The sequence below is a fragment of the Bacteroides sp. AM23-12 genome, from assembly GCF_003434395.1.
GTDB lineage: Bacteria > Bacteroidota > Bacteroidia > Bacteroidales > Bacteroidaceae > Bacteroides > Bacteroides thetaiotaomicron.
On sequence record NZ_QTLF01000004.1, the window covers coordinates 260,331 to 275,767 of the forward strand.

General features: G+C 43.5%; 12 protein-coding genes. 11 read left to right on the plus strand and 1 reads right to left on the minus strand.

What is annotated here, in order from left to right:
• The first annotated feature begins 158 nt into the window (after positions 1-158).
• The gene (locus DW640_RS06405) at positions 159-1,334 is read left to right on the plus strand and encodes a phosphoribosylaminoimidazolecarboxamide formyltransferase (protein WP_117577644.1); all 1,176 of its coding nucleotides are present in this window, start codon (positions 159-161) and stop codon (positions 1,332-1,334) included.
• A gap of 132 nt (positions 1,335-1,466) precedes the next feature.
• Here DW640_RS06405 and DW640_RS06410 read toward each other — a convergent pair whose 3' ends face one another.
• Positions 1,467-3,509 carry an LruC domain-containing protein gene (locus DW640_RS06410; protein WP_187323686.1) on the minus strand — a complete coding sequence of 681 codons (2,043 nt, stop codon included), beginning with the start codon at positions 3,507-3,509 and terminating at the stop codon, positions 1,467-1,469.
• Between the two features lie 206 nt (positions 3,510-3,715).
• On the opposite strand from DW640_RS06410, the gene fldA reads away from it, so the two are divergent.
• The 10 genes from fldA (at position 3,716) to ccsA (ending at position 15,358) form a co-directional block, all read left to right on the plus strand.
• Entirely contained in the window at positions 3,716-4,222 is a 507-nt protein-coding gene (gene fldA, locus DW640_RS06415; protein ID WP_048698724.1) for a flavodoxin FldA, read from the plus strand.
• Positions 4,223-4,255: 33 nt separating this feature from the next.
• Entirely contained in the window at positions 4,256-4,618 is a 363-nt protein-coding gene (locus tag DW640_RS06420) for a DUF2023 family protein (RefSeq protein ID WP_008763079.1), read from the plus strand.
• A gap of 153 nt (positions 4,619-4,771) precedes the next feature.
• Positions 4,772-5,797, plus strand: coding sequence for a TQO small subunit DoxD (locus tag DW640_RS06425; protein ID WP_048698720.1), 1,026 nt, complete (start codon positions 4,772-4,774; stop codon positions 5,795-5,797).
• 226 nt (positions 5,798-6,023) lie between these two features.
• On the plus strand, positions 6,024-7,352 hold the full coding sequence (locus DW640_RS06430) for a hypothetical protein (RefSeq protein ID WP_048698717.1): 1,329 nt from the start codon (positions 6,024-6,026) through the stop codon (positions 7,350-7,352).
• 29 nt (positions 7,353-7,381) lie between these two features.
• A complete protein-coding gene (locus DW640_RS06435) occupies positions 7,382-8,512 on the plus strand; it encodes an imelysin family protein (protein ID WP_048698740.1) in 1,131 nt (376 codons plus the stop codon).
• A 106-nt stretch (positions 8,513-8,618) separates the two neighbouring features.
• A complete protein-coding gene (locus tag DW640_RS06440) occupies positions 8,619-10,049 on the plus strand; it encodes a di-heme oxidoredictase family protein (protein ID WP_117577648.1) in 1,431 nt (476 codons plus the stop codon).
• Positions 10,050-10,075: 26 nt separating this feature from the next.
• Positions 10,076-11,287, plus strand: coding sequence for a porin (locus DW640_RS06445; RefSeq protein ID WP_048698711.1), 1,212 nt, complete (start codon positions 10,076-10,078; stop codon positions 11,285-11,287).
• A gap of 23 nt (positions 11,288-11,310) precedes the next feature.
• The gene (locus DW640_RS06450; RefSeq protein WP_048698707.1) at positions 11,311-12,030 is read left to right on the plus strand and encodes a hypothetical protein; all 720 of its coding nucleotides are present in this window, start codon (positions 11,311-11,313) and stop codon (positions 12,028-12,030) included.
• Between the two features lie 31 nt (positions 12,031-12,061).
• Positions 12,062-13,216, plus strand: coding sequence for a Rid family hydrolase (locus DW640_RS06455; protein ID WP_055229453.1), 1,155 nt, complete (start codon positions 12,062-12,064; stop codon positions 13,214-13,216).
• A 21-nt stretch (positions 13,217-13,237) separates the two neighbouring features.
• Positions 13,238-15,358, plus strand: coding sequence for a cytochrome c biogenesis protein CcsA (gene ccsA, locus DW640_RS06460; protein WP_055229454.1), 2,121 nt, complete (start codon positions 13,238-13,240; stop codon positions 15,356-15,358).
• Positions 15,359-15,437 lie beyond the last annotated feature (79 nt).

Consider the following 15,437-nt stretch of genomic DNA (forward strand, 5'->3'; position numbering starts at 1 on the left):
AGGATATGCAATCACCACAAATAGGTATTTTCGCTACCCACAGTTTCCCCAATACTAATTACTTGTTACTAATTTATAACAGGAGGCTAGGCTGGCTATTCTTTTTTTAGTAATTTTGTCGCTATCAATTTGTAATCAGTAATTCATAATTAAATAATATGGCAAACGAACTCGAACTGAAATACGGCTGCAACCCAAATCAAAAGCCTGCCCGTATCTTCATGAAAGAAGGCGAACTACCCATTGAGGTATTGAACGGACATCCCGGTTACATCAATCTGCTGGATGCATTCAACAGTTGGCAGTTAGTAAAAGAACTGAAAGAAGCTACCGGACTTCCGGCTGCCGCATCATTCAAACACGTCAGCCCGGCAGGTGCTGCTGTTGCTGTAGAAATGAGTGACACACTGAAGAAAATCTATTTTGTGGATGATGCAAAACTGTCTCCACTGGCAACAGCCTATGCACGCGCACGCGGTGCCGACCGTATGTCTTCTTACGGAGACTTCATCGCATTGTCCGATACTTGTGATGAAGAGACTGCACGCATTATCAACCGTGAAGTATCCGATGGTGTGATTGCACCGGATTACACTCCCGAAGCTTTGGAAATCCTGAAAAATAAAAGAAAAGGAACTTACAATGTGATCAAGATAGATCCGGCTTACCGCCCGGCTCCTATCGAACACAAAGATGTTTTCGGAGTGACTTTTGAGCAAGGCAGAAACGAACTGAAAATAGACGAAAGTCTTTTGAAAGAGTTACCTACACAAAACAAGGAAATTCCGGCTGAAGCCAAACGTGACCTAATCATTTCTTTAATCACCTTAAAATATACACAATCCAATTCCGTATGTTATGCAAAGGACGGACAGGCGATTGGTATCGGTGCAGGACAGCAGTCACGTATTCACTGCACGCGCCTTGCAGGAAATAAAGCAGATATCTGGTATCTCCGCCAACATCCGAAAGTAATGAATCTGCCCTGGATTGAAAAAATCCGCCGTGCAGATCGTGATAATACTATCGACGTTTATATTTCAGAAGATCATGATGACGTATTGGCAGACGGCGTTTGGCAACAGTTTTTTACAGAAAAGCCGGAAGTACTGACCCGCGAAGAGAAACGTGCATGGCTGGATACAATGACTGGCGTAGCTTTGGGCTCTGACGCATTCTTCCCCTTCGGAGACAATATCGAACGTGCACACAAAAGCGGTGTAAGCTATATCGCACAACCGGGAGGTTCAGTACGAGATGATCATGTTATCGGTACATGCGACAAGTACAATATGGCAATGGCATTCACAGGCATTCGCTTGTTCCATCATTAAAACATATCAATCCCCTTTATAATAGAAACTAATCCGTTTCTCCATTATAAAGGGGATTCTTATGTTTTAAGACCTGCTCAGAAAAATAAGGGTATCTTTTAAAGCATCAACTCCACAACCAACAAAAATATTTTAGTATAATTCATCCTCATCTACATTCTCTGAAATAGTGGAATCAAACCAAGACAAGTCCGTCTTATTTATTACCCACTTGCTATAATTCTTATAAGCCTTCACTACTGACGATTTTTCTTTCGGATATCTCCATGCCGGGTCGCTTGCTGAAGTACGAGGAAAATCTAATGCCCAACAAGACATATCTTCCATCCGATAATAAATATTTCGTGATGCATCAGAACAGTCATCCGCAGTTTGAAGCAAGTTTGTATCCATCTTCGAAGTCGGAGCAAAGTCTGTTAAATGAATTTCATGAGAACGGTTGTTCACAAATATAAATGGATTGAATTTCATCATTGAAACATTGTCAACCGGAATAGTCAGCGGAATAGTGATTTCAACTTCCGCTGCTGAAACAAAACTCGTCCCCTTTTCTGTATTTACAAAACCATTTATATTAGGAAAGAGTCTGCTTACATCTTCCCAAATCACAAAAGTCGCCTTTGAATTACCACTTTCGAAAGTCGCTCCCATCACCTTTGCAGCATCAATATAACTTTCTGCCAATGGAAGTTCAATGCCAAAACCGATCTTTGTATAAGCGGCAGCCCCTTTGGCTATTGGTTTAAAACGCAATTTAATGCTTGTAATCTTGTTTTCCGTATTCTTTCCCAAACCGTATGTATAATTTACTACAAAGTCATTCAGGTCATAATCACCGGCATTAGGCCACTGGTCTTCGAAAGCCAATGTACCATGAATAGATTCAGTTACAACTACTTCTTCTTCAACCGGAATATCCTCTCCCGGTTCAATTGCTTTTTCAGGAGTAGCAGTCACTTTCAACATTACATCATTAAAATCATAATCTGATTGATTATCGCCAAAAGGACGGATATCAAATCCGGTCACACAACAATTATAACCATCTAACTGACGAGTTACAGCCTGAGATTTTCCCCATTTATTCAATACCGGAGTAGAGTAATACATTCCAGAGACGTCACCATTAACAACAGGATTCGTTTTATTTTTAAAAGAATACGCATTCTTCGTTGTTACATCCGTACCATCCTTCTTATAACCGGCACGTGCTACAACAAAACCTATCCGTGTCCCTTTTGGGAAAATCTCAGTATACTCCTTTCCATTCCAATAAAGTAACTGAACTTTCAAACCCGACGGACACTGCAGCTGGTTAGTATTAGGCAACAACATAGTCATCCGAAGATGATCAATGTCATTTGGACTATTCAGTTCTTCCTCTTTATAATTATAATACATCAATGAATTATAAACAGTCTGATTAGCGACATAGAAACCACCATCACCGACATAAGTCACCCAAACTCTGGCTCCATTTTCATCAACGACCCGTAAATCCGAGTTTTTATCCAAATCTGCTTTCTGAACATTCTGCCTCTCTGGGTACCAACTATCAATCTGATTAATCAAAGCAGGAGATAGTTGCTCTTTAGAGACCAAAGAACACCCACCCTGCAGCGGAATACCATCCCTACTTATTTCAACATTCTTATAAGGGATATACAATTGATACAGACCACTGATCGGTCCGGAAAATGAAGGAATCTCAATCGAAAAAGCACGCGAGACAGCCATATGAGGAAAACTGACTCCTTGAAAATCCAATGAAACAAAATCCTGAACATCCGCTTCCTTCACCTGACCATAACCAGCAGTGAGAGGAGCCACATAAATTTTGGAAACATTATTTCCTATCACCACTTCAGCTTTCAACTTACCTGAAGCATCCGTATATCCGACAAAGACCGGATCAATAGAAATAACTCCTTCGCCCGTGTAAGGCTGACTCATAAACACACCGAATTTCACACCGGCCTGTGATTTTCCATCACCATCGACAGCAGTAATAAATATACTCCTTTGCGTTTTCAACAAGAAATCCGTAGATAAACCGAGTTGAGCATCCTCAGGCGTTCCTTCATCCGGATTATACAAATTTTTCTCTTCTACACATGAAGCAAGAACCATGCCGATAACTCCAAAAGAAAAATACTTTAAGCTTCTCATATTCATATAGTATATGTGTCTGTTTTGATCTCTGCAAAGATAATACATTATTTAAAAACAACTTTAATAAAAGTTGCATTTCTTGTAGAAAAAAAGCGAGAGAACATCCCCATTTATAATGAGAATAAAGCAATTATTCCACTATAAATGGGGATTTCCTATTTCTCCGAGACCCTCTATCTTTGCACCATCACATTAAAATAGAATCAAAGATGAATAAAATTGGAGTATTTTACGGTTCCACTACCGGAACAACAGAAGACCTTGCCCGTCGGATTGCAGAGAAACTAGATGTTCCTTCCGCACATATTTATGATGTATCCAAACTCACTGAAGCTTTGGTCGGTGAATATGATGTACTGGTACTAGGCAGTTCCACATGGGGAGCCGGTGAATTACAGGATGACTGGTACGACGGAATTAAAATTTTAAAGAAATGCGATCTGTCTCACAAATATGTAGCCTTGTTCGGTTGTGGTGATTCCGATTCTTACAGCGATACGTTCTGTGATGCTATCGGTATTCTTTATGAAGAACTGAAAGATACGCGCTGCAAATTCTGTGGAGCGGTGGACACAGCCGGTTATACATTCGATTCTTCTATCGCTGTCGTTAATGGCAAGTTCGTAGGTCTTCCACTCGACGAAGTCAATGAAGACGGTCAGACAGATGAACGTATCAGCGCATGGGTTGAACAAGTAAAACAAGAAATCAGCTAATCTTTATCTCCATATAAAATAACAGTTTACATCATGGCTACCGAAAGAATCATTCCCGGAGAAATCCGGATTTTCCTCAACCACATTTATGAGTTCAAGAAAGGCGTACGCAACATGGTACTCTATACGATGAGCAGAGAGCACGAAGAGTTTGCCATCCGCCGGCTGAAGAATCAGAAGATCAGTTATATGATACAAGAAGTAGGTACTAACAAGATTAATCTGTTTTTCGGCAAACCCGAATGTATGGAAGCCATGCGGCATATCATCATTCGCCCCTTGAATCAACTGTCTGCCGAAGAGGACTTCATCTTGGGAGCCATGCTGGGATACGACCTTTGCCAACAATGCAAACGGTATTGTAATAAAAAAGAAGGTATAAAGATAGCCGTTTAAAGAATAACTTTTGCATTGTTAGCTTTGTTTTGTATGTAGTTTATCTTGAGTAGAATCGTTTCAAAAAAAACAGGTTTTCACAAAAACATTTTCCACTGGAAACTTGTTCTAATAAGAAACGATTCTCTCAATAACAAACTAACAACAAACAGTATGCTGACACAACAACAAGAACCATCCAAAGCCTACGTACTTGCGGGCATTTTCACTCTCTCCTTACGACTGATCGTCGGCTGGACTTATTTCTCAGCTTTTTGGCGCAGACTCGTCCTTGAAAACAAACTCATTCCGGATGGAACCGGATACATTGGAGAAAAGTTCAATCATTTCCTTCCCAATTCCATTGGTATCAAACCGATTATTGAATACTTGGTCAGCACACCGGATTTACTTTGGTGGGCAATGGTAATTTTCACATTAGTAGAAGGCATCGTCGGGTTACTCTATATGCTCGGTTTCTTCACACGATTAATGAGTATCGGCGTATTCAGTCTGGCATTCGGCATTCTTTTAGGCTCCGGCTGGCTGGGTACTACCTGCCTCGACGAATGGCAAATCGGCATCTTGGGAGTGTCAGCCGGATTCACTATTTTCCTGTCCGGCGGCGGAAAATATTCTTTGGATTATCTGTTATTGCCTAAACTTTCCAAGAACAAATGGCTTGTATGGCTTACTTCCGGTGAACTTCCACTATCTATCAAGCAATTCAGTAAAGTCGCAATAAGCGGTGCAGTACTGCTTTTCATACTGACCTTATATACTAACCAAGTCTTCCATAACGGTGTTTGGGGACCTTTGCACAACAAATCGGTCAAACCGGAACTGGAAATATCCAACGCAAAGATTCAAGAGGATATCCTCACGTTCAAAGTATACCGGATAGAAGGAGCCGACGTGTACGGTTCCTTCCTGATCGGCATAACACTAAAAGACGAGAATGGAAAAACAATACTTCAAAAGAATGGAGAAGAGCTAGCCCGCTTCCCACTTACCCGAATAAAAAATGACTATGTAGCCAAAGTAGCTCCGGGAAAGCACAGCCTCATCATTCCTTTGGGAAGTAAAGCAACCCTTACAATCAGAAGTGATGTTTTTGTGGACTTGCCCAAAGGTGACTACGAACTAATTCTGACAGATATAAGTGGTATAACCTGGAAAGAGAATATTACTGTCAAATAAAGCAAGTCAGAAAAATCTAAAAACAAAAGAAGGTGTATATCAGCAAAAAAGCAAAAATGCTGATATGCACCTTTTACTCATTTACCCTTTTAAATTTCCTTACTTCCCATTCTTAGCTAAAAATTACCTACATATACTGAATTTAAGAAATAACTATGCCTACTTTTAGGTATTGCCAGCCTTTTTAACCTCATATAACTTTGCAGTCGATAAAATTATTAAAAAGATGAGAAAATTAACTGCAATCGTTGTTCTTTGCTTCCTGTCCTCTTTCTACACACTTTCGGCTCAGGAAACGAAAGATAATTCTAAAAACGACAAGCCTTCTACAGAGGAGTATTCAAAGTTCCGTTTTGGCGGATACGGAGAGATGGTCGCTAACTTCAAGGACTATGGTATAAACCGCTTCTATGGAGGAAATGACGGTAACCCTAACAAAAAAAGGAATACCATATCCATCCCCCGTTTCGTACTTGCTTTCGATTATAAATTTACATCGAAATGGATACTCGGAGCAGAAATAGAGTTTGAATCCGGCGGTACAGGCACAGCTTTTGAGCTGGAGAACTCCGAAAACGGTGAATATGAAACAGAGGTGGAAAAAGGTGGCGAAGTCGCTATTGAACAGTTCCACATCACACGCCTGATCCATCGGTCTTTCAATGTACGTGCCGGACATATCATTGTCCCTGTGGGATTAACCAATTCACATCATGAGCCGGTCAACTTCTTCGGAACATCCCGTCCGGAAGGTGAAACAACAATCCTTCCTTCCACTTGGCATGAGAACGGTCTGGAATTCTTCGGTTCCTTCGGAAAAGGGTATGCCAGTTTCGATTATCAGGCCATGATTGTGGCAGGTTTGAATCCGAATGGTTTTGACCGCAACACATGGGTAGCCGGTGGCAAACAAGGTATATTTGAAGAAGACAACTTCTCGTCTCCGGCTTATGTAGCACGCCTGGATTACAAAGGCGTTCCCGGTTTGCGTGTAGGTGCGTCATTCTACTATTGTGCCGATGCGGGCTCCAATTCAGACAAACTTGATAGTTATTCAAGTAAAGTCCCGTTGAGAATATTCACGGCAGATGCACAATACCGCAATAAATATGTAATTGCACGTGGTAATATCGTTTATGGAAATCTGGGCAATTCTACCGGAGTCAGTAAAGTGAATATCGGACAATCGAATAAATCTCCTTACAGCCGGCTAATTCCTGTTGCAAAAAATGCTGTAAGCTATGCAGCCGAAGCAGGTTTCAACATCAGTTCTCTTTTCAAAAACAATAAAGTTCCTGTGATCTATCCGTTTGCCCGATACGAATACTACAATCCGCAGGAAAAAGGAGAAAAAGGACAGACAATGGAAAAGCGTTGTCAGGTCAGTATGTGGACAGCCGGATTGAACTGGTATGCTCTCCCTAATCTGGTAGTAAAAGCTGACTACTCGACACGGCAGATCGGAACAAGCAAAGTATTCGGAACCGGAAAATACAACAGCGAAAACGAATTCTCTATCGGCATTGCTTATGTCGGATGGTTTATCAAGAAATAAGAAACAATCTATTAATTAATTTTTATACGATGAAAAAAAGTTTTTTCTATGTTGCAGCCCTTATGTTAGGACTGGCATTTACAGCTACTTCCTGTAGTAATGATGATGATAATGAAGTATCTGCTGCTGATATCGACTACAACTCAGAGAATGCAACAAGCTGGCACAACTATATGAAAAATGTAGGCCGCCTTCTGCAAACAGATGCAACAAACCTTCAGGCAGCCTGGACAACAGGCGGATATGGAGACGCTTTTATCAACCATAACGGTGAATTCACAACTGCCAAGACCTGTGTACAGCAAATCATCGAAGGTTGTATTGATATTGCCGGTGAAGTAGGTTCACAGAAAATAGGCGACCCGGTGAGCAAATATAAAGCCGGAAATATTCAGGAAGCAATTTATGCCGTAGAATCATGGTATAGCTGGCACTCCCGCGAAGACTATAGAAATAACATCTATTCTATCCGCAATGCTTATTACGGAACACTTGATGGAACCGTTGCCGATAATTCTATCTCAAAAATTATCGAAGGCAGCAATTCAACATTGAACAACAATGTAAAACAAGCCATCAATAAGGCAGCGACTGCCATCTGGGGTATTCCACAACCTTTCCGCAACAACATCAACAGTTCGGAAGCAGAAGAAGCCATGGAAGCCTGTTCAGATTTGGAAACTGTACTGAAAGAGTTGAACTCTTATATCGGAAGTACAGCAAGCATTAACTCTGATGCCATACTTCAGCCGGTGGTAAAAACTTACGTTGAAGTAGTCGTATTGCCGACTTACGCATCACTGAAAAGTAAAGTAGATGCGTTATATGATGCAGTGATAGCTCTTTCCAATTCTCCATCCAATACAGCTTTTGAAACAGCGTGTGACGCTTGGTTACAGGCACGCCAGCCATGGGAAGTCAGTGAAGCCTTCTTGTTTGGTCCGGTTGCCAGCCTGGGTCTTGACCCGAATATGGACAGCTGGCCACTAGACCAGAACGCTATCGTACAGCTTCTGAATTCAGGAGACTGGGACCAGCTGAACTGGAGCGGTGACTATGATGAAGACAACGAAGGTATCGCAGCCGCTCAGAATGTACGCGGTTTCCACACACTGGAATTCCTGCTCTTCAAAGACGGACAGGCTCGTAAAGTGAAATAAGGGATTACCCCATAAAAGCATATAGAAGTAAAGGCGAGATTGACTAAATCTCCTTTTACTTCTTTGGTATGTTTGAGCATATTATTTTAAATAAAGTCAATTAAAGATGAATTGCATACTAAAATATTCATTCTCTCTCCTTTCTATATTGGCGTGCAGCGCTTGCGATAATGACGGAATTGACATCTTGGATATAGAGATACCGGATGGATACGCTCTGTCGGCAGGTACAGCTACCAATTTTCTGAACTCATCATTAGCCTACGACACTCCGGCAGACTGGGTGTCGGGTGTCTATGAAAACCGTTTCAATCAAGGAGACAGACTCTACGATGATGTACGGACAAGCGGTAATGGTCATGGCGGCGGACTCGGTCCTGTTTATGCCGGTTACTCCTGTGGTAGCTGTCATCGGAATGCCGGTCGTACCAAACCGACATTATGGAGCGAAGGTGGTTCCGGCAGCTATGGTTTCTCTTCCATGCTGGTTTATATCAGCCGCAAGAATGGTGCATTTTTTCAAGACTACGGCCGGGTGCTGCACGACCAGGCAATCTACGGCGTAAAACCGGAGGGAAAATTATCTGTAGAATATACCTATGAAAGTTTCTCCTTCCCGGACGGTGAGAAATACGAACTCTGCAAACCGACTTACACCATATCCGAATGGTATGCCGAAGAAATCAAACCGGAAGATTTGTTTTGTACCGTCCGCATCCCCTTGCGCCATGTAGGTATGGGACAAATGATGGCATTGGACCCTACCGAAATAGAAGCACTTGCAGCGAAAAGCAACTATCCGGAATATGGAATCAGCGGACGTTGCAACTACATCACCGAACGGGGAGTAAGATCTCTGGGATTGTCCGGCAATAAAGCGCAGCATGCCGACCTTACTGTAGAACTCGGTTTCTCCAGTGACATGGGTGTTACCAACAGCCGTTATCCCGAAGAGATTTGCGAAGGACAAATACAAGTCAACCAAGGAAGCATGATGGGACTCTCCTATGATCAGCTGGATATTACCACCGAGGAGATGGAAGACGTAGACCTCTATATGCAGTGCCTCAGTGTTCCGGCCCGTCGCAATGTTAATGATCCGCAGGTGGTCAAAGGAGAACAAAACTTCTACCAAGCAAAATGTCACCTCTGCCATACAACTACCCTGCACACCAAATCCCGTGGCACCGTTCTGCTGAACAACACCCAGCTTCCGTGGCTGGGCAGACAAACCATCCACCCTTATTCAGATTTCCTGTTGCACGATATGGGATCCGAAATCATGGGAGTCGGTTTGAACGACAATTATGTCAGCGGTCTGGCACGTGGAAACGAATGGCGTACCACCCCTCTTTGGGGAATTGGTCTGCAAGAGAAGGTGAACGGACACACTTACTTCTTGCACGACGGTCGTGCCCGCAACTTGACTGAAGCCATCATGTGGCATGGCGGAGAAGGCGAAGCATCAAAAAACTTATTCAAAAAGATGAGTAAAGAAGACCGCGACGCATTGATTGCATTTATAAATTCACTTTAATAAAAAAGCAGTATATATCAGTTATTATGAAAAAATATATATTCATTGCCATGCTGTCGGCTTTGCCTTTCGTCGCTATGGCACAACATGAAGAAGATACGGAAAACGGCGTAGTTTCATTGGCAGGAAGAGAAGGATTCACCATTGAGACCAAAAAAGGAGACTTTGTATTCAAACCCTATTTGCTTGTACAGACCAGTGGCAATTTCAACTGGTATGACGAGGAAGGACTGGACAAAGCCTACAATCAGGATAATGTAGCCAACTCCGGTTTTTCTATCCCTTACGCCGTACTCGGTTTCACGGGGAAAGCTTTTGGAAAAGTATCGTTCAATCTTTCCATGAATGCCGCAGCCAGTGGCGGAGCCTTGTTACAGCAAGCGTGGTTCGACGTACAGCTGAAACAACAATTTGCGATCCGTGTCGGCAAGTTCAAGACCCCGTTCTCACACGCCTATCTGACGACATTGGGTGAAACACTCTTGCCATCACTGCCTGTATCGCTTACTGCCCCTGTTATTCTCCCCCATTCACTGAATGCGGTGACGCCCAATATCGGTACCGGCTTCGATCTGGGAGTAGAGATTCACGGTTTGGTTGCCGACAAGTTTGGCTATGAAATCGGTTTGTTCAACGGCACAGGCGCTTCGGTCAATACGGCTACAAAGACGCTGAGTGATGATTGGCACATCCCTTCCCTGCTCTATGCCGGGCGATTTACTTATATGCCCAAAGGCGTGATGCCCGCCACTCAGGGAAATCCGAACCGTCTGCATGAAGATAAAATCATGTTCGGAGTATCCGCTTCGATGAATGTAGAAAGCGAAAATGAAAGTACCAATGACTTCCGTGCCGGACTTGAATTTGCAATGCTGAAAAACAAACTCTATCTGAGTGCTGAAATGTATTATATGAACATAGGATTCACCAACCGACAAAAGATTTCTGACTCCTACAATTACTTAGGAGGATACGTACAAGGTGGGTACTTCGTTGCCCCGCGCCTGCAGGCAGCACTGCGCTATGATTTCTTCAACCGGAATGGAACAGATACAAATGGCTTTCTGAATATGCCTGCCGTAGGAGTAAACTATTTCTTTAAGAACTGTAATCTCAAGTTACAGGCGATGTATCAGTACATTGGTCGTACAGGTCATGACACACAGCTCGATCGTGACAATGATGACTTAGGAATAGCCGTACACTCAGCCAGTATCTTACTTCAATATACATTCTAACTAATGCGAGAAAGGATCTGTTTATGAAGAAATACATTCTTTTCTTTGCTTTTTCCCTGCTTGTCACGGGATTGACTTCTTGTGACGACGGCAGGATTTATGAAAATACAGGTTTCGTACCGAGAGAAGGACGGGTACTGAAACTGTCCGGCAAATTCAGTGGTATCAACAAATGGTCCGAAGGATACAGCATAGTGGTGGCAGGTTTCGATGATGAGAGCGAGTATGCCATTGTTTCCAAAGTTATTCCTACTCCGGAGACCGACGGCGGTGAAGTGGAAGTGATACTGTCTGGTATCAGTGAGGAAGTGACCGAGATAGAACTATGTGTCATCAACAGACTGCGAAAACGTGTCGTCAGTTTCCAGACCATCGAAGATTTCACGGCAACTGCCGACACTACCTTCATGGAAGTAGGCACGATTGATGTCAGTATGTATCATACCATCCAGCAACAGGTTTTCGATAAAACCTGTACAGCCTGTCACGGAGGAAGTGCCAAGCCCGCAGCCGAACTGAATTTGCTGACCGGAGAAAGCTATGAAGACTTAGTCAACCAACCTTCGACCATCGTAAACGATGTGTTACGGGTGAAACCCCGCAATGCCAAAGAAAGCATTTTACACCAGATATTGAATACGAATATCAGTTCAAGCTGGGGGATAGACCATTCACAGATGGTCACTTCATCCAACATCCTGACACTGATTGACAACTGGATTGACGACGGTGCGCAAGAGTAAAATAGAACTATTAGTCATTGAAAAATTGCATATGAACAACAAAGAACAACAGAACATCCAGTCTGAAAAGACTCTAACTGAGATTTTTAAATATAATGCAGAGGCAGGAGCTTCGGAGTATCACGTAATGATACATTCCACGAAACCGGAAGATACATACGAAGAACAGCTGAATGCAGTTTTGAATACTTATGATAATTTACTTGCCAAAGAACTCAAAGGTGGGGTTGCCGTATTCAAGCGCTATTTCCTGAGCGATGCTGCCAATCAGGCAGATACGCTGCTGGCTTTGACCACCGAAGGTTCCGACTGCGCACTTTCCATTGTGGAGCAGCCACCATTGGACGGAACAAAGATTGCCCTGTGGGTTTATCTGCAAACCGACATACAGACGCAAGTACTGCACAACGGCCTTTTCGAAGTGAAGCACGGTGCGTACCGCCATCTTTGGGCCGGCAGCGCTTTCAACCGTGCAGCCAACTCAGAGTATCAGACCCGCCTGCTGCTGAATGATTACGTGATGCAACTTATGGAACAAGGATGCAGACTGGCAGATCATTGTATTCGTACCTGGTTCTTCGTGCAGAACGTAGACGTAAACTATGCCGGAGTCGTGAAAGCACGCAATGAGGTCTTTGTGACACAGAACCTGACAGAAAAGACACATTACATCTCCAGCACAGGAATTGGCGGACGCCATGCCGACCCGAAAGTACTGGTACAAATGGATACGTATGCCATAGCCGGCGTGAAACCGGAGCAGATTCACTTTCTTTATGCGCCCACACATCTGAACCCGACTTACGAATACGGAGTGAGCTTTGAACGTGGCACGTATGTAGACTATGGAGATCGCCGCCAAGTATTCATTTCCGGCACGGCAAGCATCAATAACAAAGGTGAAGTAGTGCACCCCGGTGATATCCGCAAGCAGACCGAACGAATGTGGGAGAATGTAGAGGTGCTACTGCAAGAAGCCGACTGCACATTTGATGATCTGGGACAGATGATCGTATATTTGCGTGACATCACAGACTATACTGTCGTTAAAGGTATGTACGACAAACGCTTTCCGCACACGCCTAAAGTATTTGTTCATGCCCCCGTATGTCGTCCGGGATGGTTGATAGAGATGGAATGTATGGGAGTGAAAGCCTGTAAAAACAAGGATTATGCTTCCTTTTAATATCACCAAAAGATTGTACTGTTGAAAAGGCTACTTGTTATTTTATATGTCTGTCTGGTGGGATTGCTTGCTGTGACTACCTTCGTAGAGCAAGCGTATGGGACGGACTTTGTGGAAAGAAATATATATCATACGATCTGGTTTTGTTGTTTATGGGGAGCGATAGCCGTAATAACACTTGCCGCTCTCATCCGGCGTGCCTTATGGCGGCGGCTTCCCATATTGTTGTTGCATGGCTCCTTCCTCGTTATCCTGGTGGGGGCCATGATTACGTTTATCGGCAGCAAGAAGGGATATATACATCTGCGCCCCGGCGTAGCAATGAATAGTTTCGAGGAACCGGAAAGCGGAAAGAATATAAAACTGCCGTTTATCATGCGGCTGGACAGTTTCCGGGTAGTATATTATCCGGGAACGGAAGCGCCTGCCGATTACGTCAGTTATATCAGTCATTCCCTTCCCGTCTCACTATCTGACTCTCTCTCCGGACAAAAAGACACTTTCTTTCATGAACAAATTTCAATGAACCGCATATTTACTTCGCAAGGCTTCCGCTTCTATCAGTCGTCTTTCGACGATGACGGGCAGGGAAGTTGGCTGACGGTGAATTATGATCCATGGGGTACGAGGGTTACTTATGCAGGATATATTCTGCTGGGCATCTCCATGATCTGGCTTCTGTTCTCTCAAAACGGTGAGTTCCGTCGCTTGTTGAATCATCCGTTACTGAAAAAAGGAGGAGTGTTCATCTTATTCCTTTTCTGCCTTGCCGGAACAGCGCAGGCGCAAAAGAGATCACTCCCTGCCCTCAAACGGATACAAGCAGATAGCCTGGCACGCGAACAAGTGATTTACCACGACCGGGTAGTACCTTTCAATACATTAGCCCGCGACTTTGTTCAGAAGCTGACAGGCAAATCGTCCTACAAAGGACTGACTCCCGAACAAGTAATCGGAGGCTGGTTACTCTATCCCGAAGTGTGGAGAAATGAATCGCTGATATACATAAAAAGTGCAGAACTACAACAGTTGCTCGGCCTGAAAACACCTTACGCACGCCTCACTGATTTATTCGACGGATCAGTTTACCGCTTACGGGAACATTGGCAACGGGAACAGGGACAAAGCAAACTGGCAAAAGCCATCCAAGAGACAGATGAGAAAGTAGGACTCATTCTCATGCTGGAGCAAGGGACATTCATTCAGCCATTACCTGCCGATGGCAGTGTGAAACCTCTCTCCGAGATACAAGTGAAAGCTGAATTGCTCTACAACAGTATTCCATTCAGCAAGATTCTCTTTATGGTTAATCTGGCTTTTGGACTGTTGTCTTTCCTGCTTCTGCTTCACAACTGCCTGCGGAGCACAGCTCTTCCACCAAAAGTCAAAACAGTTTCACATATAGCAGGAGTCTCTTTTTCCGTGGTGCTTTATGCGGCTTTTCTATTTCATTTGGCTGGATATTGCCTCCGTTGGTATATCGGCGGACGCATTCCCCTAAGTAATGGTTATGAAACGATGCAATTCATGGCATTATGTATACTCCTGGTGGCCTGCCTGCTCCATCGTCGCTTCCCTTTCACACTTCCCTTCGGGTTCTTGCTTTCCGGCTTTGCCCTGTTAGTTTCTTATTTGGGACAAATGAATCCACAGATCACTCCTTTAATGCCGGTGCTCGTTTCTCCATGGCTTAGCATTCATGTTTCACTGATTATGATGTCTTATGCTCTATTGGCTTTCATCATGCTGAATGGAATACTGGCACTATGTCTGCGGAAAAAAGAAACAGAAAACCATATTACCGGGGGGGATGAAAGACAGGATAATCGGGTAGAACAATTGACACTGCTTAGCCGCCTGTTGCTTTATCCTGCCACATTCTTTCTGGGAGCAGGCATCTTTCTTGGTGCAGTCTGGGCAAATGTTTCATGGGGACGCTATTGGGCATGGGACCCGAAAGAAGTCTGGGCATTGATTACTTTCCTTGTATATGGTGTGGCATTCCATTCACAGAGTCTGCAGATTTTCCGCAAGCCTTTGTTCTTCCACATTTATATGATACTAGCATTCCTCACTGTTCTGATGACATATTTCGGAGTGAATTATGTTTTGGGTGGAATACATAGCTATGCAAATAGTTAACGTTCATTCCAAGAAACAAAATACAAATTGTCAAAAGTGACAATTTGTATTTTGTAATGCTCAGAGTTTCGCTAATTCC